Below are 20,182 nucleotides of genomic sequence, written 5' to 3'. Positions count from 1 at the left end.
CTTATCCAATTTCTACACAATCTAGCAGCTCTTGCACGACGCGTTGGTGATCGACTCCGTCTGCTAGTGCATCGTAGGTCAAAGAAAAACGGTGGCCCAGTACAGACGGAACCATGGCTCGCACATCGTCAGGAGTGACATGGTCACGTCCTTGCATCCACGCATACGCACGAGCGCATTTGTCTAGTGCGATGGAAGCACGGGGACTAGAGCCAATCTCAATCCATTTTGCTAAGTTTGAATCGGCATAACGCTCTGGCTTACGAGTCGCCATCACCAACGCGACAATGTAGTTTTCCACTAGGTCTGATACCACGATGTTTGGTAACTGACGGCGCGCTTCTAACACCACGTCTGGCTCGATGTGTTTTGGCGTAATAATTTCGCTGCTGGTTTCCGCACCTAATTCTTCACTGCGCACCAAACGAATGATGTCACGTTCAGCGTCATCTTCTGGATAGTCGACAGTAACCTTCATGATAAAACGGTCCATTTGCGCTTCTGGCAGCGGGTACGTGCCCTCTTGTTCTACTGGGTTTTGCGTTGCAAGCACCATAAACAAGTCTGGCAATACGTGAGTTTTATCGCCTACCGTGATCGTGCCTTCGGCCATGGCTTCAAGCAGTGCTGCTTGTACTTTGGCTGGCGCACGGTTGACCTCATCGGCAAGCACTATGCTGTTAAAAATTGGCCCTGGCTGAAAATGGAGTTGCGGCTTGCCATCCAACTCTTGATAAACCTCGGTTCCCGTCACGTCCGATGGCAAAAGGTCCGGCGTAAACTGGATTCGACCAAAACTGGTGTTTAACAAGTTGGCCAACGATTTTACAGAACGTGTTTTTGCCGTTCCCGGCAAACCTTCTAGAAGAATGTGCCCGTTCGTTAATAACCCGATGACTAAAGCTCGAACCACGTGGCCTTGTCCAATGACGCTTTTTTCTGTTTGTTCGATGAGTTCTTTTATCGCTTGTTGTGCGCGGTTCATAGGGTACCTTTTCAGTGGTTTAAGCCGTCTTTTCAATAGTTAAGTATAAGAACAAATGAAATAACTTAAGGTTATATTCACTATGTTATCTTTGCGGTTCTTCAGATTGGAGAAGCTGTTCAAGACCAACCAACATCGGTAATGCGTAATCAAAGAACATTTTGATTCCCGAACACAGATAGTTTAGTCCAGCCTCGCCATTCGGCGTTTTGATCAAACGGTTTTTCGGACACTCGCCCCAGCAATAAGGCAAGTAGGGACACTGCTTACAATACGTCGGCAAAGATTCGCGTTTTGCCATGCCAAAGGTGTATTGTCGTGTAGAGAATGCCATGTCATTCAATGAGTGTTCATGAATGTTGGCGAGTTTGTATTCTGGGTATACATAGTGGTCGCAACTGAACACGTCGCCATTGTGCTCAACCGCCAAGCCTTTGCCACAAAACTCAGCTGTCACGCAAAGCTGAGACGGTTTCCCCATTACTTGCGCTACCGCGGTTTCAAACAGGTTAACCAGTACACGGCCAAGATCGTTATTCACCCACTCTTCAAAGGTGGTCATTAAGAAGCGTCCCCAGTCTTCAGGATCGACCGACCAATCCGTCACAACAGACATTGGATGACCCGGTTTCGCCAGATCACTGCCTTTGGTTGGGATCATCTGTTCGTTCCAAAACTGCGGTGCGGTTGTTTGGAAGTCGTTCGCTTCAACCACCGGTGCAAACTGAATGTAAGTCACACCCAGTTCTTGGGTTAAAAATCGATACACTTCGAGCGGGTATTTCGCATTGTGCCGATTGACCGTCACCAACGCATTGAATTTCACGCCATGCGCTTTGAGCTTATCTACCGCTTTCATCACCAGATCAAACGTTGGCTTACCGCTGCGGGTTTTGCGATATTTGTCGTGCAGCTCTCGTGGTCCATCAATCGACAAGCCAACTAGGAAGTTGTGCTCTTTTAAAAACGCACACCACTCATCGTTTAGCAAAATGCCGTTGGTCTGAAGGTCGTTTTCAATGCGAACGCCTTCCGGCTGATGTTTCTTTTGCAGAGCTACAACATTGCGGAAATAGTCCAACCCAAGCAGCGTCGGCTCCCCGCCCTGCCATGAGAAAACAATTTCTTCGCCATCCTGACTTTCGATATAGCTTTTCACGAACGCTTCCAGTGTTGCGTCATCCATTTTTGGCTGCTTTTCTTGGTGCAGTAGATTTTCTTTATACAGATAAAAGCAGTACTGACAATCGATATTGCATTTTGCTCCGCCTGGCTTTGCCATCACATGGAATCGACGGTCGTACGCACCCGGAACCGTTGCTTTAGACGCCGTTTTAAGAGGAACAATAGGCATGGTAGTAGAATGGCGAGGGGAAATCTTACTCATACGTTTCTCACTATTAAATATACCCAAATAACCTCGTTAGCTTTGTACAACAAGAGTGAAGCTATTTGGGTATATAGCGCTCCGAAAAGCGCTATGGATTATCGATGTTCTTTATTACTTAGAAGACTTAGGTACGAATGAACCTGCTTCCATGCGAGGTGGGAACTCTTTAAACGTACCCATTACCTCTTTCACTTTCTCTACCGCTGGCATCATTAGGAATGAACGCTCGTACATCCAACGAGAGTAACCCATACCTTGGTCACCACGTTCGAATGGGTCGATACTCAAGTCGAAGATCAATGGAACACGAAGTTTAGTAAACGGCTTGCGCCATACATCCATGCCCGTTTCATTCTCTTGAATCATAAAGTGGAACTTGTACTTTCCTTGTCGTAATGCCACAAGATCGCCGTCATCGCTCCAGTAAACGAACTCATTACGAGCAGATTTGTCTGATTTACCTGTTAGATATGGCAGTTGGTTATAACCGTCTAGGTGAACTTTATAGTCCATATCACCAACTTTCTTGCCTTTTAGTAATTCATCTTTAACTTTGGTGTCACCCGCTGCAGCAACCAATGTCGGGAAGAAATCCTCTAATGACATCATGCCGTTGAACGTTTTACCTGCTTCGATGTTTCCAGGCCATTTAATCAACATCGGCACACGGAAACTGCCTTCCCAGCCAGTGTTTTTCTCAGAGCGGAATGGTGTCATCCCTGCATCAGGCCACAAATCAACCATAGGGCCGTTGTCAGTGGTGTAAACAATGATTGTATTGTCATCCACACCTAACTCTTTGATCTTGTTAAGTAGCTGACCGATTTGATCATCGTGCTGCTTAACACCATCCGCGTAGAAACCAGCACCTGTTTTACCTTTGTATTCTTCAGGAACATGCGTGAAGTTGTGCATGCGAGTGGTGTTAAACCAAGTAAAGAACGGCTTATCCGCTTTTACTTGTTTTTCTATGAAGGTTTCCGCAGCATCAAGGAATTCACCGTCAACATTTTCCATACGCTTACGCGTAAGTGGACCGGTATCTTCAATTTTGCCGTCAGCGTAAGAGTGGATTACGCCACGAGGGCCAAATTTCTTCTTGAACTCTGGATCTTTAGGATAATCCACGTTCTCTGGCTCTTCTTCCGCGTTCAAGTGATATAGGTTGCCGAAAAACTCATCAAAACCGTGGTTGGTAGGAAGGTGTTCGTCTCGGTCGCCTAAATGGTTCTTACCAAATTGTCCGGTTGCATAACCCATTTGCTTAAGCACGGTTGCAATCGTTGGATCTTTTTCCGAGATACCTTGCGGAGCGCCTGGTAAGCCCACTTTTGATAGACCAGTACGTTTTGGCATTTGACCAGTAATGAATGCAGAACGGCCTGCTGTCGAACTTTGCTGTGCGTAGAAGTTAGTGAACTTCGCACCTTCTTTAGCAATGCTATCGATGTTCGGCGTGTTGTACGCCATCATGCCTTGGTTGTAGGTACTAAGGTTCCAGTAACCAACATCATCACCAAAGATGACAAGAATGTTGGGTTTGTCCGCTGCGTGTGCAACTGCAGATGCAGCGCCTAATGCTAACGTACATGCGTTAAGTACGAGTTTTTTACTGCTCGTTTTGGTCGCATTTTTCATATTATCTCCAAGAGTTCGCTAGTGCGTAAAAATGGTATTCGCTTTTCAATACCATTGTTGATATAAGATAAAGCACTAATTTCAGGCGATAAATGCAGTCAGAATTAGTTAACCTATAAATTAAATTTATGAGTAACGTTATGGACTTGAATTTGATCCAAACTTTTCTTGTTGTCGCGGAGTTCCAATCTTATACGAAAGCCGCGGAACAATTGGGGCTGACACAACCTGCTGTGAGCGCTGCAATAAAGCGTTTAGAACAAGTGGTCGATAAGCAATTATTTGTCAAAAAAGGGCGAGGTATTGCACTAACATCCACCGCCTATCAACTGCTACCGCAATTCCAGCAAGCGGTTAATATCATTGACAATGCGATATCCGATAAGAATCATTTTGAAGTGTGTTGTTCCGAAATTTTATTGCACATTATGGACCCGATAAAGAACACTATTTTTTATGAATCGCCACCCGAAAAGTTCTTATTATTTGAGCTTCTAAGACAACAAAAAGTCGATCTTGTCATTGATACTGTTATCACAAAAGATGCCGCATTTATCATTGAAGATGCCTACGAAGAAGAGGCGGTGATTATCTGTCGTGAGAATCATCCCCGCGTGCAAGGCTCGCTCTCAAAAGAACAGTTTTATGAGGAAACTCACTGTTTGTTTTCAGGGAAATGGAACAACATGAGCGGTTTTGAGCAACTATCCCAAGAAACTATTCAAGAGAGAAAAGTCGATTTGATCACATCTTCGCTTGCTGGTATGGCGTTGTACGTCGCGCAACGCGATTGTTTAGGCTTAGTGTCTCAATCTTTTGCAAACAAATGGAGTAAAGCCCTTAAGCTTCAAGTTCTGCAATGCCCTATTTCTATATGCGCTATCCCTTACAAGTTTGTTTACCACAAGCGAGAGATGAACAACCCTGCTCATATTGCGCTACGTGAAAAAATTAAAGCGAACTTAACGGCAGCCCACTACGAGCCAGTTTCCTTGTAGGCCTTGTTGATTCGCATTTTCTTTGCCATTCGTTGCTCTGAAAGCTTTTATTAGACGGAAAAAAGAGGCTCATATGAGCCTCTTTTCTATATGGTTGCATGGTATTGCTTACGTAGCACTAGCCTACTTATTTGGGTTCTCTTTTAATTTCTCCATCACTTGATCGAGCGAGAAGCTTGCCGCTTTTTGCCTTGGTGGAAACTCTTTAAACGTTTCGAGGAATCTGCCTACGTAAGCTTGTGCAGGAACCAGCATATAAGCACGGTCTAACATCCAATCATAGTAGGTGTTGGAAGTGATATCAGCCACTTCGTAAGGGTCCATACGTAAATTGAAGATCTTAGGAACACGAAGTGTGGTGAACGGTTCCGCCCAAATGCGCAGCGTACCTTTTGCTCGTTGCTCCATGAAAACCAGTTTCCACTTGTTATAACGAAGTGCGGTTAAGTCTCCATCATCCGAGAAGTAAAAAATCTCTTCACGCGGTGCTTTCTCTTCTTTGCCAGTTAAATATGGCAGGAAGTTGTAACCATCGAGATGCACTTTGAATTTCTTACCATTCGCACTATAGCCTTTTAGTAATTTCTCTTTGATACCGTCATCACCCGCGGCAGCAACGAAAGTTGGCATCCAGTCCATATGGTGCATGATATCATTCGAGACAGAGCCAGCTTTAATTTTACCCGGCCAACGTACCATCGCAGGGACTCGATACGCACCTTCCCAGTTAGTATTTTTCTCTCCACGGAATGGCGTTGTGCCTGCATCTGGCCACGAGTTCATGTGTGGACCATTATCGGTTGAATAAAAGACTATCGTGTTGTCTTTTATGCCCAAATCGTCCACTTTTTTCAGTAGTTGGCCGACATGATTATCATGCTCGACCATGCCATCTGCATACTCACTGATGCCTGTTTTTCCCGAATTCTCTTCTTTCACGTGGGTGCGGAAATGCATACGCGTTGCGTTCCACCAAACGAAGAAAGGTTTTTCAGCTTTGACGGCACGATCCATAAAATCGAGAGCCGCATCCAACGTCTCTTCATCCACGGTTTCCATACGCTTGCGAGTCAGAGGCCCGGTGTCCTCGATTTTGCCGTCAGCGTACGAGCGAATAACGCCTCGTGGACCAAACTTTTTACGAAACTCTGGATCTTTAGGGTAATCGACGTTTTCTGGTTCTTCCTCGGCGTTCAAGTGATAAAGGTTGCCAAAAAATTCATCGAAGCCGTGGTTAGTAGGCAGGTGTTCGTCTTTGTCGCCTAAATGATTTTTACCAAATTGACCCGTCATATAGCCCATCGGCTTCAACATTTCGGCAATGGTGGCATCTTCTTCCTTCAAGCCAAGATCTGCGCCAGGAAGCCCTACTTTACTTAAACCCGTTCTAAGGACGGTCTGGCCGGTGATAAAAGTAGAACGGCCCGCAGTACAAGATTGTTCACCGTAATAATCCGTGAACATCATGCCCTCTTTCGCGATGCTGTCTATGTTTGGTGTATTGTATCCCATCAAGCCGAAGGTGTAAGCACTGAGATTGGACTGGCCAATATCATCACCCCAAATGACGAGAATGTTAGGTTTCTCTGCCGCGATACTGCTACTTGTCGCGCCAATTAAGGCGGCGGCAAGAATCGCTAATCGACGTTTTACGCCATATTTCGCTGTCATATAAACCTCTGTGTGTATTAGAAAAGAGCTTCCTGCAACAGAATGTATAGTCTAGAAATAGTGGATAAGCGAATCTTAGAAATAAGAACTTTAGATACATTAACAGCTGCTCTAGTCTCCAAAATAGCTGATTATTTGCTTTAGAAATTGTGGTAATACTTATTGATTTGGCGATTTAAATTGGTGCTCTTTCCGTCGTAGAGTTATTTCTTCCATATCAGAATTTTGATATGACTCAGACATATTGCATTACAAATAAAATACAGCATTGATTTCACGCCAACATTAATGATAATAGTTTTTACTATCATTAATAATTAAAATGCCAATATGTTTGAGTCTACCCTTTCGTCTGCTCCTAAGACGGCAGCTTCCGATTACGGTCTCAATAATGAATATGAGCTCGTACTGGACAAGCACAGCCATACTGTGATGATAAATCGTCCGCCAGACAAAAAGTTAGTTCAGCTTACAAGCGTTCAATTCGAGCTGCTCCGTACTCTGACTCATTATCAAGATCAAGTACTTAGCAAACCTTTCCTTTATGAAACGGTACTGAAGCGCACGTTCTCAGAGCATGACCGCGCACTCGATATGCACATTAGTAGAATAAGAAAACGACTGGTTAGCGAAGGGATTAACGCGGATCGAATTCAGACCGTTCATCGACAAGGTTATGTATTTAAGCATGCGAAAAAGTAAAGAAATCGCGGCGAATTGCTCCAACTTTTGGTAATTGACCGCTTATTTTGCTTTAATTAATGCAAATTCTAATCACGTAAAATAACTCAATGAATTTGCGCTTAATTTTTATACTTTGCATTGCTACATTGTTTGCTGGCTGTGCAACCTATGCGGGCCTTAACTATGACCAACTGTTTGGTCCACAGCTCGTTCGTGAACGTACGGCGGACGTAGCTACACCTCAAGCAAACTTCTTCCAAAGCGAAGTCAAACCCATTATGGATAACCGCTGTGTCGTCTGTCATGCGTGCTACGATGCACCATGTCAGCTTAAGCTTTCTTCCGTTGAGGGTATTGACCGTGGCGCGAGCAAAGCACTGGTATATGAAGGAACAAGACTTACTGCCGCCGCGCCAACACGCTTATTCGAAGATGCAGAAACAACCCAAGAGTGGCGCGATGCGGGTTTTCATCCGGTACTTAACGAACGTGATCAGAGCATGGCGGCCAACATTGATGCAGGCCTCATTGCACGTTTGCTACAACAAAAAGAACGCCACCCGCTGCCTGATCAAGTCCAGTTAGAAGGTTTTGATTTTTCGATAGACCGAGAACAAACCTGTCCAACAATTGAAGAGTACGAACAGTACGAAAAAGATAACCCAACCTGGGGAATGCCTTTTGGTATGCCAAACCTATCAAACAGTGAATACCACACACTGATGACTTGGCTGGAAAATGGCGCGATAATGAACGTTCACCAACCAATTAGTGAACAAGAGCAAGCTCAAATCGACAAGTATGAAACTTTGCTCAATCGCGCTGATCTAAAAAATCAACTGATGGCTCGCTATATTTACGAGCATTTGTTTTTGTCTCACCTCTACTTTTCAGAGCTCACTGAAGATCCTCGATTCTTTACATTAGTTCGTTCTTCTACTCCACCGGGGCAACCAGTAAAACGTATTTCAACACGTCGCCCGTACGATGATCCCGGGGTTGAGCGCGTGTTTTATCGAATTATTCCAGAACAAGGGACGATTGTAGATAAAACACACATGCCGTTCGCGTTAAACAAGCAACGTATTGAAAACTGGAACACATGGTTTATCGATGCTGATTACACAGTTAATCAACTACCGAGTTATGAACCTGAAGTTGCTGCAAACCCGATGACATCATTTATCGATCTTCCGGTTAAATCACGCTTCAAGTTTATGTTGGACAATGCGCAAAACACGATCATGGCTTACATTAAAGGGCCTGTTTGTCGTGGCCAACTTGCACTGAATGTTATCAATGATCGCTTTTGGATATTCTTTCTAGATCCAGATAAAGCAGATATCCCTGAAGTAAATGAGTTTTACCGCTCTCAGGCTGATAACCTAAGACTGCCAGCAGAGCAGGAAAGCAACACGCTACCTGTTACCAACTGGGTTAAATACGCGCGTCAGCAAGCTCGCTACCTAGAAGCCAAGTCTGAATTTACCAATAACTGGTTTAAGGAAGGCGAAAACCTATCCACCGACGTAATTTGGGACGGTAATGGCACCAACCACAATGCGGCATTAACGATTTTCCGCCACTTTGACAGCGCATCTGTCGTACAAGGGTTAGTTGGCGAGCAGCCGAAAACGGTATGGATTCTTGACTACGCGTTGCTAGAACGCATCCACTATTTGCTCGTTGCTGGGTTTGATGTGTACGGCAACTTCGGCCACCAACTCATGACACGAATGTTCATGGACTTTTTGCGTCTGGAAGGCGAAAGTAACTTTATCTCGTTGCTACCAACCGATATGCGTCATGAACTGCAATCAAGCTGGTATAAAGATCAAAGTCCACAGTTAAGTGACTTTTTACAACGCAACGTGAAGCCATTTAACCAACCAACCAGCGTCGAGTACAAAACTGACGATCCAAAAACAGAGTTAGTCGAGTTGCTTAGAGAACGAGTTTCAGATGTTCTTCTTCCGCGCTACGAGGTTAAAGATACTGAGCTTTCTGCTCAAAGTGAAAAACAGCTCCAACGTATTGGCCAAGTTCGTGGAGAAGGCCTGAAAACCGTTCCGCAAATCACCATGCTTATGGTGAGAAGCCAGTCTGGAAAAGATGAGTTATTCACCCTACTTCACAATAATGCGCACACGAATATTTCTAGCTTGTTTGATGAAGAAAGCAACCGCGACTTTGCTAACGATGATATGACCATCGTACGTGGCGTTGTGGGAAGCTACCCAGCGGCATTTTTCTCGATCAACGAAAATCAAGTAAAAGAATTTGTCGATCAATTTAGTGCCATCCAAAATGAATCCGATTACGTTAAGTTGTTGGATAATTTTGCGATTCGCAGAAGCTCAGAAAAATTCTGGCCGTTTAGCGATCGTCTGCACAATTGGTACCGTACAAAACAACCGATCGAATTTGGATTACTTGACTATAATCGTTTTGAGAATCGATGATGATTTAAGGGGGTTCTCATGGGTATCCGAGATAACATTGCCGCTCTTGAACAACAGATTTACGTTGCTTGTTCTGAGGGAGACTACGAAACGGTCAACATGCTTGAGCATCAACTCGAATACTTGCGTGGCAAAGTGGAGCATCCTTTTGATGACGACCCTTATGCCCTAGACACTCGATTCGAGTGGGAAGATGACATGACCGAATAGAAAAAACCTCCGGCTTGCCGGAGGTTTTTGTTTTTGGGATGCAATTGATTTACTTCGCCATCAACTCATCAAGAGCTTGAATTGATTCAGACACTTGAGACACCAATTGATCTTTAGTCGCCATGTAGGTATCTAAAGGTTGAGGCGCAGCTTCAATTTCTTGGCAAGAGTTCATTAATGCCGTAAGCCCTAAACTCCCTGCGCTGCCTTTTAGTTTGTGAGCAAGGTTCTTCACTTGTTTACTGTCATTACCACCAGCAGACGCTTGCAGCTTGCTTAGTACATCGGCACTGGTCGTTCTAAACAGATTAATGATGTGCAACATCTTCTCTCTGCCCAAGATTTTCATATCGGACTCAATCACGCTCGGGTTAATGATGACCACATCTGATTCCTCTGTTTTAGGGACTTGAATAACCTTTGATTGTATCGCTTGTTCTTGAGGCGAAGTTTGATCAAACGGGGTACAGTCGGCATTTTGTGGCAACAATAATGGCTTTCCATCCAGCACGTCCTGAATCAATGCCGCTAGAGCTTCTTTTGCCAATGGTTTAGGTAAATACCCGTCAAAACCTGCAGCTAAATAGCGCTCAACTTCTTCGGCAAAAACGTGCGCAGACACTGCGATCATAGGCGTAGCAGCAAGGGCTTTATTAGCTGGTTTGTTACATTCAATTTGTTTCAAACGTTGGATTAACTCGGTTCCATCACAGTCTGGCAAGTTGATATCGACTAAAGCGATATCAAAATCCTGCGTGCTGATCAGTTGCTCTGCCTGTGAGCCGTTTTCTGCCATCACGACCTGGTGGCCCATGCTTTCTAAAAAGCCTTCCGCAACCACTCGGTTTACTTCATTGTCTTCTACCAACAAGACTTTCGCTTTCACTTTGCAGCGCGCGGTTGCCACTGCACCGGTTTCAACAGGCTCACTTTCCTCTAATGGAATGGAGAACCAGAATCGACTGCCATGTCCTTCTTCAGAATCGACTTCTAAAATACCGCCCATCGCTTCAATGATTCGTTTACTGATGGCAAGGCCAAGCCCCGTTCCTCCAGTTTGACTCATCCCACCTTCGGCTTGCGTGAAGGCATCAAACAACGTTCTCTGATCTTTTTTGGCAATACCTATCCCGGTATCTGATACTTCGAATAGGACTTGCGACTCATCCTCTGGGTTGAGGCTAACATAGATATCAATTTCACCTTCGTCAGTAAATTTAATCGCGTTTCCGACGAGGTTGTTCAGCACCTGACTGATTCTGGTGACATCCCCTTTCCAATAGCGACTTACATCACTTTCAATATGATAGGAAAACAACAGCTTCTTCTCTTGAGCTCGGCTGTTCATTAACTGGAAAGTGTCTTCAACCATTTGGTGTAAATCGAAGCCCATGTGGCGAATCTCTAAATGCCCTGCTTCAATCTTGGAGTAGTCCAGCACATCATTCAGAATCGCGAGCAACGTTTTACCACTGCGGTTGATGATTTCCGCATAACGCTTTTGAATAGGGTTGAGGCCTGAGTCAATCAACAAACGTGCCGTTCCGAGCACTCCATTCATCGGCGTTCTGATCTCATGGCTCATGGTCGCCAAGAATGCTGATTTAGCTCGACTCGCTTGCTCTGCTTGCTTACGAGCTTTCGCGTGATTCAAAACCTCTTCATTCAAACGACGGTTTGCTTGTTTTAACTGCGAAGTGCGTTGCTCAACGAGCTCTTCCAAATGCTCTTTGTGCTCTTCGAGCTCTCGCTTGGCTTGAGCTTCTCCCTCTGCGACCACTTTTAGCGCTTGCGCTGTATTTCGAGCCGTGATGATAGCTTGCCCCATATGCGCTAGCTCATCTTTGCCTTTTACCTCCAGCTCAACGGCTAAGTTACCCTGCGCCACAGAAAGCAGCGCGGCAGAGTACTCTGCCAATCGCTTAACCACAGAAAGGTATACAACACGCCATAAAATCAGCACCAACACAATCAAACCAACAATTGAAATCACCGTTAGAGACCACTGAGCGAATTTCAGCGTGCTCGTCAATTCATCCACAGCAACGGTTGTCGTTTTGTTTGAATCATCAACCAATTTGTTTACGGTACCATTCAGCTCCGAAAACAATTCCAGTGTCTTTTGCATCAGTTGTTGAGATTGTTCATTATTCTCATACTGCTGCATCAAAATAGTGAACACGACCTGACGCTTACCGAGCTCTGTTAGTAGTTGGCTCATTTGTTTGGAGCGAGTGGGATCTTCTACGGCCAGAACACGGCGCTTCATGATTTTGAGATTACTTTCAAAATCACTTTGCACCTGCTGGATTCGCTCAATATTGGTTAATGTGCGAGCCTCTTCAATTTGATTCAGCATTTTAAAAGCCAATAAGTGCAGCTCATGCAATCGCTCCGTCAGATCTAGATCCACTTCCACCAGCGCATCTAGTGCCTGATAAACTTGCGATTTTTTATTCGATTCTAATAAGTCATAGATATGTGTGACGTTAGCAACGGCAATGGTGCTCGTGTTCTGAACTTGCGTCCGAGTTAGCTGTTCCAACTCTTCACTCAGTAAGCGCATCTCTTCGACACGAGTATCAATCTCTTTTGCCAGCCACAGCTTTCTTTCAACCGAAACACCAAGTTCTGCCAAGTTGTCGATAACGTTCTGGACGTTACTCTCGAGATCTTCTAGCAATTGAGAATCAAACGACTCACTCCCCAGCTCTTTGATATGAGTAAGCAATGATTCGAGCTGTTCGAAAAGCACACGTCCAGACTCTTTTCTTTCCTGCTCGTTTCTTGCGTTCGATAACAGTTGTACAGACGAAATGATGCGAGTACTCAACTCAGAGACTTGCCTCGCTTCAATCATGGCGGGAATTGCAGAATCCACGACATTTCTTTCCGTCTTGGCAACTAAAGAAAATCCAGACACACCAATAAGTGCCGATAACATAACCAGCATTGCCATCGCAATGAAAGACAACAAGAGTTTACGACCGATGCTTGCGGTTGCTAGCAACATATTTTCATGACCTTAATGTTCGTGTTCAGCGACATATTACGTTATATTTTGCAGTGTTTACTTAATCTATGCCAACGAACTTCATTTCATGGTTAAAAATCAACACGCATTTCGCACAATTTTCAAACATTCTGCAGTCACATTAGCCCTTGTCGCTTCTTTACCAGTAGTTGCAGCAGAAAAAGTATGTGCCATTTACCCTCACCTAAAAGATTCATACTGGTTATCCGTAAACTATGGAATGGTGTCCGAAGCGAAAAAAGAAGGCGTCGAGCTGAGAGTCCTTGAAGCGGGTGGCTATCCAAACAAAACGCGTCAAGAGCAACAACTCGCACTGTGCAGCCAATGGGGAGCAGATGCGATTGTCCTTGGGACCGTGGACCCACAGGCCTATGAGCATTCGCTTAAGAATTGGGTCGGAAACATTCCTGTCTTTGCTACTGTTAATCAACTCGATCTGGATGAAGAGCAAAGTGAGCTGTTAAAAGGTACGGTCGGTGTTGACTGGCACTGGATGGGATACGAAGCGGGAAAATATCTGGCTGCTCGCCATCCAAAGGGATCAGGAAAAACAAACATTGCCTTACTTTTGGGGCCGCGTACTCGTGGAGGTACGAAGCCCGTGACTGCCGGGTTTTATGAAGCGATCCAAGGAAGTGATATCAACATCGTTGACTCGTTTTGGGCAGACAACGACAAAGAGTTACAGCGTAACCTGGTTCAACGTGTGATTGATATGGGAAATATAGATTATATCGTTGGCAGCGCGGTTGCGATTGAAGCCGCTATCAGTGAACTGCGTAGCGCAGGCAAAGCTGAGGAGATCGGTTTGGTTTCTGTGTACTTAAGTCATGGTGTATATCGAGGCCTGTTACGTAACAAAGTGCTCTTCGCACCAACAGATAAAATGGTGCAGCAAGGCAGGCTTTCCGTCATGCAAGCAGCGCATTACTTAAGGGGTGAAGCGTATGACAAACATGCCTCACCAACCATCAAACCACTGACTCCAAAGACGCTTCATGACGATACGATCGAAGAATCGTTATCTCCGTCAGAATATAGGCCGACATTCCGTGTTAAGGCTGTTGATTGAAAGACAAAAAACGTGTTCTATTGAATAACAACAATTTTAAAATCATACAAACGGAAACATCTTGATGCAAAAAACCATTCGTACCATGCCAACCCACAAACATGTGGCTTTGGTTGCCCATGACAACTGCAAACCTGAGCTACTTCGCTGGGTAAAAGAAAATAAAGAAAAACTGCAGAGTCACTTTCTTTACGCGACAGGCACAACCGGGCACATGTTGAGCAAAGAAACTGGACTGGCGATTAAGAGCATGATCAGTGGCCCAATGGGCGGTGACCAACAACTTGGCGCGCTCATTTCAGAAGGTAAGATCGACGTTCTCGTTTTCTTCTGGGATCCGCTAAACGCCGTACCTCACGACCCAGACGTTAAAGCGCTTCTTCGTATTGCTAGCGTTTGGAATATTCCTGTGGCAACGAACCGAGCCACCGCTAAGTTCCTGTTTAACTCCCCTCTTCTTGAGCAAGAAGTAGATATTGAAGTACCGGATTACGAAGCGTATCTTGCTGAACGCATGTAAGCTTTGATGCCAACCGAATAACGTAAAGGCGATACTGAGTATCGCCTTTATTGTTTCTAAAATTCAGAACTCTGCCTTCAACGCGAAGTGATGATCGGATAATCACCATTGACGAGCTCTTGAACAAATGCGGACCCAGCGCCAGTGTGCGTAATCCAAACTTTCTCTTTCGCACGCGTAATCGCCACGTAAAACAGCCTGCGCTCTTCTGCGTGAGGGAATTTGTCTTTGGACTCGGTCAATGCGCCATCAATGTGAATTTGCTTCTTCTTCGCAGGGAACTGCCCCTCATCCACAGAAAGAATAATGACAAAATCAGCCTCTCGCCCTTTACTCGCATGGCAAGTCATAAAACGAATATCGAGATTAGGAAAACGTCGCAACCAATCGTCATACAAGTCGGGCTTATGATAATGATTACGTCCTAACAATAAGACGGACTTGGTTTGCTTGGCTTGTTGATTCAATTGATCCAAGATCTTTTCAACTTGGTTACTCGGTGCGGTATGCACACTCTTCTGCTTACGTTGCTTGTGGCTATTTAGTGTTTTCGGCAATTGCGATGGGTTTTGCTGCACAAAAGTGTTTGCCACATCACCAATCTGATTGTTGAAACGATAAGTCGTATCTAGATGATGAACGGTAGAGTGAGCAAAGCGCTCTTTAAACCCAGTGATAAGATCGACGTCCGCACCAGCAAACTGATAGATGGCCTGCCAGTCATCACCAACCGCAAACAACGTCGCACCCGCTTGTTTCTGAGTGGATTCACACAGTGCTTCAATCAGCGCTAAACGGTCTGGAGAGATATCTTGGTACTCATCGACCATAATGAAGCGCCATGGAGAGACAAATTTCCCTTTATTTACATAATCTGTCGCACGACTGATCATGGTAGGGAAATCCACTTGATTGCTTTCTTTAAGCATTTTCTGCCACGCCGTAAAACATGGCCAACACAAGGCGAGTTCGCTGTTTAAACGAGTATAGTCTTGGTGATTTACCAACTTTTCTTGCACTTGCTTTTTGGTTAGCCCTACCGCAGCTAAGTGAGACAACTGAGAGTCTAGCCACGCGATCAGTTTTGGGTTTTCTGAGTGACTTCCTAACTCATCGTCCCCTTTTAAATAGGCAATCGGCCATTTGTCTAAATGTTTTTGCCAACGTTTAAAGTTAGTAGGCGTCATCCAATGCTTTTTCAGCCAATCTACACACCATGCCGTTCGCTGGTTGTCATCTAACGCCAACGGACTGATCTCAACAGGCTGTTGCTCAACTTGATTAAGTATATATAAGCCTAGTTGATGGAACGTATTCACACGCACACCGTCTGCGGCCATGCCTACTTTATCCACTAAACGCTCTTTCATTTCAGTCGCGGCATCACGACCGAAAGCCAGCATAAGCAACTCTTCTGCTTGAGCCTGGTGGCTTTGCAGCAAGTATGCAACTCGAGCCGTTAAAACACTGGTTTTGCCAGAGCCTGCGCCAGCAAGGACTAAGTTGTGATCATCGTTGAGCAACACCGCATATTGCTGGGATAAGTTTAAAGGCGAAGATTCTATGCGATTAAACAGCACTTCCCAATTCGGACGTTCTTCCTCAAGCCAATCACGATTACGCTCACCAAGCGTCGCAGACGTATCAATAAGCCAAGGTTCGATTTCCGCCATGCGATTCGGCATCCGCATTTTGGCTTCTTCTAGAGTGGTTTTCATTTCGCTTAACTCTTGGTTAAGACTTTCCACCCAGGAGACCACTTGAGAGTGCGATAGATAGGCAGGAAGATGCTTAAGTTTGTAGAGCTCTTCTTCCCACTTAGGTAGATACTCAGCCAGTTTTCGGCACTGAGTATTGTGCCATTCTTGATACTGACGAACAGCTTCAAGAGCAAACTTACGGCATTGTGGCCACGGTAGCCCTTGTACTAGCCAACTTTGTTGTTTGCCTTCGTGCTCATGAGCAAAAAACTGCAAAGAGCTCCATAACAACCCACGCTTTACGCTAACTTTGCCATTCCAGATCGTAAAAGGAATATGTTCTTCACTGCCTATTGAGCTTAATAAAACACTGTTCTCTTTTATTTCGACGTGATGGTACTCATTTTGAATAAAAAACTGTGCTTTGCTAGTGGCAGTTAGCTGCATGAAACGTGCGCCTTTTAATTTAGAAGTTGTCGATTTATATCATTTTAAGGCGCCAAATTGTAGCAATGGCGAGCACCTAAGTAAGCATCTTCTTTTATTCTTTAATAAAATTCACATTACTGTCGATTTAGTAACCTAAAGCTCATTCTATTTGAAGCTGACTTTACAATTATAGACACATTGCGAGGCTGCTTTAGTATAAGTCAATGACATCCCTGTTGATTTTATCGACAACAACGAATTTTTCTTAAAGTAAATCATAAACGCGCTATAGTGGGTTTGGTAGTATTCCCCCGTTCTTCATCGGAAACATAAGGCGCATTGTGCAAGCAACTTCTAAATTTCGGCTCTATTGGGCAAACAAGACCATAAATTACAGCGTTCTTATCCTAATCACCTTACTGGGTGTGGTTATCCCGACTTGGTACTTCGAGCAAAACACGCTGATCACGCCTCTAATATTGGGCGTTATTGCTGCTGCTTTGGCAGAGAGTGATGACAGCTTCACTGGGCGCATCAAAGCGCTGATTCTGACTTTTCTCTGTTTTGCGCTCGCCGCTTTCTCAATTGAAATCTTATTCGACACCCCTTGGGCATTTGCATTAGGGTTATTTATCTCAACCTTTGGTTTTATCATTCTTGGAGCGATAGGTCCTAAATATGCGAGCATTGCTTTTGGCTCTTTGCTGATCGCCATTTACACCATGCTTGGCGCACATGAGAGTACCAACATTTGGTTTCAGCCACTGCTGCTTTTAACTGGTGCGGCTTGGTATTACTTCATGTCGATGATTTGGCAGATATTTTGGCCTCTTCAGCCTGTGCAACAAAGCTTAGCCAATGTGTTCTTCCAAATGGCAAATTATCTCGATGCGAAAGCCAAGCTTTTTCACCCTGTCACCAACCTAACGCCACAGCCACTTCGGATTGAAGCCGCCAAGTGCAACGCAGCGACGGTGATGGCGCTAAACGCTTGCAAAGCCACATTACTAAACCGCTCGAAACGCGGCCACATTGATGGCCCTAGTGACCGATTCTTAAATATCTACTTCATCGCTCAAGACATCCACGAACGAGTCAGCTCTAGCCATTACCGCTATCAAGATTTAGCAACTGAATTTGAACGTTCTGATGTGCTGTTTCGCTTTAAATATCTTTTGGAATCTCAAGCCCAAGCGTGTCGTGATATTGCATTAGCGATTCAGCTAGGGAATGAATACTCACATACCGATCAGTCCATCTTGGCCTTAGCTGAAGTGCAAAATTCACTTGCTTACTTAGAAGAACAAAAGCAAGGACACTGGAAACGTCTGCTAATGCAGTTAACATATTTATTCAATAACTTAGCGACGGTAGAAAAGCAACTGAATAACATTAACAACCCAGATGTTGAGGGCCTAGAGGAAGATACGCTCGCCGATACTAACCCGCACACATTAAAAGCCATGTGGCAGCGTATATCCGCGAATTTACACAAAGATTCGATGCTGTTTCGACACGCATTGCGTATGTCGATTGCCTTGACGATTGGTTATGGAATCATTCAAGTATTCAACATCGACCGAGGTTACTGGATACTCTTAACCACTCTCTTCGTGTGTCAGCCAAACTACAGTGCAACGCGTCAAAAGCTGACAGCGCGAGTCATAGGCACATTAGCCGGTTTGTTAATTGGCGTACCATTACTGACTTTCTTCCCTTCTCAAGAAAGCCAGTTAGTATTCATCGTTATTTCTGGCGTGATGTTTTTCGCCTTTCGGATGAACAATTACGGATACGCAACTGGTTTTATCACACTACTGGTCCTCTTCTTATTCAACCAGTTAGGTGAAGGTTACGCGGTTGTGCTTCCTCGACTGGCCGATACCCTCATCGGGTGTGTGCTTGCTGTAGGAGCCGTACTGGTTATTTTGCCAGATTGGCAATCGAGAAGGCTGCACAAAGTCATGTCGGATGCGATAGATGCTAACAAACAGTATCTCGATCAGATCATTGGTCAGTATCGAATTGGTAAAAAGGACAACTTGAGCTATCGCATTGCTCGTCGTCAGGCCCATAACAGTGATGCCTCACTTTCTTCTGCCATCAGTACAATGCTTGCGGAACCTGGTAAATATCGTGCTGCCGTTGATGAGAGCTTCCGCTTCTTAACGTTAAATCACGCAATGCTGAACTATATTTCTGCTCTTGGTGCGCACCGAACTCGCATTGAAGATGAGTCAATTCATAAGCTCGTTTTAGATGCGCACCGCTGTATTCATCAGCATTTAGACGTACTCCATAAACAGCTTCACCAGCATTGCGAAGAGTGCGATTTATCTAATATTGACGACGCAGGACTTGAGCAACGCTTAAATGAGTGGCGAGATGAAGATGATAGTTCCGCTCGCATGGTATTGCAGCAACTTCACCTTATCTATCGCATGCTCCCAGAGCTACATTCACTCGCCAGTAAGTTTGCAGTGAGGGTTAACTAGTAACACACGGATAGAAAAGGGAAGCGGATTGTCGCTTCCTTTTTTCTTTCTACTTTTCTATCTACCCCAAAGTGGGTAATTATGTACCTTCATAGGAAAAATCTGACGTATCACTTAACGCACCTTGACAATATTCGGACAAAAAGCAATCGATCAAATTCTAATCTATCTAGGTTGAATAAATATGTTGTATCCAAAGGACGAAGAATTTCGGGAAATGAAGGATAAACCGAATTACAACGAGGGTATTGAGATGAACGCACAACAATTTAATGAACTTAAACAAAAGCTCAGCGATTTAACGGCGAGTCAGTTGAAATCATTACAGGGTGAGATAAGCGTAAAGTTAAACAAAACGCAAAACCCAGTACTTTCTGTTGAAGAGCGAGAAATGCTTTCTAAACTGTTTGCTTAATCAAATCATTGATATAAAACACTTGAACGTTTTATAAACTCCACCTATGCTCTCATTAGCATAGTATTGGGAGTGGTGATATGCCTGTATCAGGAATTCAATCTGGGCACCAAATTGTTCAGATGTCACAGCAGATGGCTGAAAAAGCCGCGCATGGCATTAATGATAATTTAGGTAAAATGAAAGAAGAGATCGCTTCTCACAACATCGATTTGGCTAAAGTGGCAGATGTCGCAATAACCGCTTCAACTCCTAGCCTCCCCTCTCAAAAAGTTGAATCACTCATCAACCTTACGCAAGCTGCAGGTTACAACCGAGTGGGTGCGTCCGTCATTGAGAAAAACAATGAAGTCATTGGCAGCTTACTCGATATTCACGTCTAAAACTTCTTAGTTCCGACCTGTCACTACAAATCCGTAACAAGCCCTCTTTTGCTACCTAATGTTGTGCTATTTCGATTCAATAAGTCTCGATAAAAA

15 protein-coding genes are annotated in these 20,182 nt (G+C 44.5%); 9 read left to right on the top strand and 6 right to left on the bottom strand.

Annotated elements, in window-relative coordinates; all coding sequences use genetic code 11:
• Position 1: 1 nt before the first annotated feature.
• The 3 genes from CBX98_RS17570 to CBX98_RS17560 all read right to left on the bottom strand — a co-directional run bounded on the left by CBX98_RS17570 (position 2) and on the right by CBX98_RS17560 (position 4,013).
• A complete protein-coding gene (locus tag CBX98_RS17570; RefSeq protein WP_109169888.1) occupies positions 2 to 985 on the bottom strand; it encodes a MoxR family ATPase in 984 nt (327 codons plus the stop codon).
• Positions 986 to 1,070: 85 nt separating this feature from the next.
• Complete coding sequence (locus CBX98_RS17565; RefSeq protein WP_109169887.1) at positions 1,071 to 2,372, bottom strand: anaerobic sulfatase maturase; 1,302 nt, start codon at positions 2,370 to 2,372, stop codon at positions 1,071 to 1,073.
• 114 nt (positions 2,373 to 2,486) lie between these two features.
• Complete coding sequence (locus CBX98_RS17560; protein ID WP_047008268.1) at positions 2,487 to 4,013, bottom strand: arylsulfatase; 1,527 nt, start codon at positions 4,011 to 4,013, stop codon at positions 2,487 to 2,489.
• A gap of 140 nt (positions 4,014 to 4,153) precedes the next feature.
• Here CBX98_RS17560 and CBX98_RS17555 point away from each other — a divergent pair, with 140 nt between their 5' ends.
• Complete coding sequence (locus CBX98_RS17555) at positions 4,154 to 5,011, top strand: LysR family transcriptional regulator (protein ID WP_005396661.1); 858 nt, start codon at positions 4,154 to 4,156, stop codon at positions 5,009 to 5,011.
• Positions 5,012 to 5,134: 123 nt separating this feature from the next.
• Here the strand turns inward: CBX98_RS17555 and CBX98_RS17550 are convergent, their stop codons facing one another.
• Positions 5,135 to 6,682, bottom strand: a complete 1,548-nt coding sequence (locus CBX98_RS17550) for an arylsulfatase (RefSeq protein ID WP_109169886.1) — start codon at positions 6,680 to 6,682, stop codon at positions 5,135 to 5,137.
• A gap of 330 nt (positions 6,683 to 7,012) precedes the next feature.
• On the opposite strand from CBX98_RS17550, the gene CBX98_RS17545 reads away from it, so the two are divergent.
• From CBX98_RS17545 to CBX98_RS17535, 3 genes are all read left to right on the top strand, one after another.
• Positions 7,013 to 7,384, top strand: coding sequence for a winged helix-turn-helix domain-containing protein (locus CBX98_RS17545; RefSeq protein WP_237310952.1), 372 nt, complete (start codon positions 7,013 to 7,015; stop codon positions 7,382 to 7,384).
• 89 nt (positions 7,385 to 7,473) lie between these two features.
• Positions 7,474 to 9,828, top strand: a complete 2,355-nt coding sequence (locus tag CBX98_RS17540; protein ID WP_031780574.1) for a fatty acid cis/trans isomerase — start codon at positions 7,474 to 7,476, stop codon at positions 9,826 to 9,828.
• An 18-nt stretch (positions 9,829 to 9,846) separates the two neighbouring features.
• A complete protein-coding gene (locus tag CBX98_RS17535; RefSeq protein WP_005376565.1) occupies positions 9,847 to 10,038 on the top strand; it encodes a hypothetical protein in 192 nt (63 codons plus the stop codon).
• A gap of 49 nt (positions 10,039 to 10,087) precedes the next feature.
• On the opposite strand, the gene torS is transcribed toward CBX98_RS17535, so the two are convergent.
• Positions 10,088 to 13,051, bottom strand: a complete 2,964-nt coding sequence (gene torS / locus CBX98_RS17530) for a TMAO reductase system sensor histidine kinase/response regulator TorS (protein WP_109169885.1) — start codon at positions 13,049 to 13,051, stop codon at positions 10,088 to 10,090.
• A 43-nt stretch (positions 13,052 to 13,094) separates the two neighbouring features.
• On the opposite strand from torS, the gene torT reads away from it, so the two are divergent.
• Together torT and CBX98_RS17520 are read left to right on the top strand one after the other, a co-directional pair.
• Positions 13,095 to 14,144: a TMAO reductase system periplasmic protein TorT gene (gene torT, locus CBX98_RS17525; RefSeq protein WP_080619283.1), complete on the top strand. Its 1,050-nt coding sequence runs from the start codon at positions 13,095 to 13,097 to the stop codon at positions 14,142 to 14,144.
• A 64-nt stretch (positions 14,145 to 14,208) separates the two neighbouring features.
• Positions 14,209 to 14,664 (top strand): methylglyoxal synthase, encoded by a 456-nt coding sequence (locus CBX98_RS17520; RefSeq protein WP_005376571.1) that lies wholly within the window; start codon positions 14,209 to 14,211, stop codon positions 14,662 to 14,664.
• Between the two features lie 77 nt (positions 14,665 to 14,741).
• On the opposite strand, the gene helD is transcribed toward CBX98_RS17520, so the two are convergent.
• On the bottom strand, positions 14,742 to 16,811 hold the full coding sequence (gene helD, locus CBX98_RS17515; protein WP_006742784.1) for a DNA helicase IV: 2,070 nt from the start codon (positions 16,809 to 16,811) through the stop codon (positions 14,742 to 14,744).
• 323 nt (positions 16,812 to 17,134) lie between these two features.
• Between helD and yccS the strand changes: the two genes are divergently transcribed.
• The 3 genes from yccS to CBX98_RS17500 all read left to right on the top strand — a co-directional run bounded on the left by yccS (position 17,135) and on the right by CBX98_RS17500 (position 20,086).
• Positions 17,135 to 19,288, top strand: coding sequence for a YccS family putative transporter (yccS, locus tag CBX98_RS17510; protein WP_005396670.1), 2,154 nt, complete (start codon positions 17,135 to 17,137; stop codon positions 19,286 to 19,288).
• 184 nt (positions 19,289 to 19,472) lie between these two features.
• Entirely contained in the window at positions 19,473 to 19,703 is a 231-nt protein-coding gene (locus CBX98_RS17505) for a hypothetical protein (RefSeq protein WP_041853076.1), read from the top strand.
• Between the two features lie 80 nt (positions 19,704 to 19,783).
• Positions 19,784 to 20,086, top strand: a complete 303-nt coding sequence (locus tag CBX98_RS17500; RefSeq protein WP_109169884.1) for a hypothetical protein — start codon at positions 19,784 to 19,786, stop codon at positions 20,084 to 20,086.
• Positions 20,087 to 20,182: the final 96 nt, after the last annotated feature.

Source organism: Vibrio sp. T9 (genome assembly GCF_003123985.1).
GTDB classification, from domain to species: Bacteria; Pseudomonadota; Gammaproteobacteria; order Enterobacterales; family Vibrionaceae; genus Vibrio; species Vibrio diabolicus.
This window is presented reverse-complemented; position numbering and strand designations above follow the sequence as displayed.

Coding starts and splice junctions, on each gene's coding strand:
- CBX98_RS17570 (WP_109169888.1), bottom strand. CDS start 985: ATGAACCGCGCACAACAAGCGATAAAAGAACTCATCGAACAAACAGAA.
- CBX98_RS17565 (WP_109169887.1), bottom strand. CDS start 2,372: ATGAGTAAGATTTCCCCTCGCCATTCTACTACCATGCCTATTGTTCCT.
- CBX98_RS17560 (WP_047008268.1), bottom strand. CDS start 4,013: ATGAAAAATGCGACCAAAACGAGCAGTAAAAAACTCGTACTTAACGCA.
- CBX98_RS17555 (WP_005396661.1), top strand. CDS start 4,154: ATGGACTTGAATTTGATCCAAACTTTTCTTGTTGTCGCGGAGTTCCAA.
- CBX98_RS17550 (WP_109169886.1), bottom strand. CDS start 6,682: ATGACAGCGAAATATGGCGTAAAACGTCGATTAGCGATTCTTGCCGCC.
- CBX98_RS17545 (WP_237310952.1), top strand. CDS start 7,013: ATGTTTGAGTCTACCCTTTCGTCTGCTCCTAAGACGGCAGCTTCCGAT.
- CBX98_RS17540 (WP_031780574.1), top strand. CDS start 7,474: ATGAATTTGCGCTTAATTTTTATACTTTGCATTGCTACATTGTTTGCT.
- CBX98_RS17535 (WP_005376565.1), top strand. CDS start 9,847: ATGGGTATCCGAGATAACATTGCCGCTCTTGAACAACAGATTTACGTT.
- torS (WP_109169885.1), bottom strand. CDS start 13,051: ATGTTGCTAGCAACCGCAAGCATCGGTCGTAAACTCTTGTTGTCTTTC.
- CBX98_RS17520 (WP_005376571.1), top strand. CDS start 14,209: ATGCAAAAAACCATTCGTACCATGCCAACCCACAAACATGTGGCTTTG.
- helD (WP_006742784.1), bottom strand. CDS start 16,811: ATGCAGCTAACTGCCACTAGCAAAGCACAGTTTTTTATTCAAAATGAG.
- CBX98_RS17505 (WP_041853076.1), top strand. CDS start 19,473: ATGTTGTATCCAAAGGACGAAGAATTTCGGGAAATGAAGGATAAACCG.
- CBX98_RS17500 (WP_109169884.1), top strand. CDS start 19,784: ATGCCTGTATCAGGAATTCAATCTGGGCACCAAATTGTTCAGATGTCA.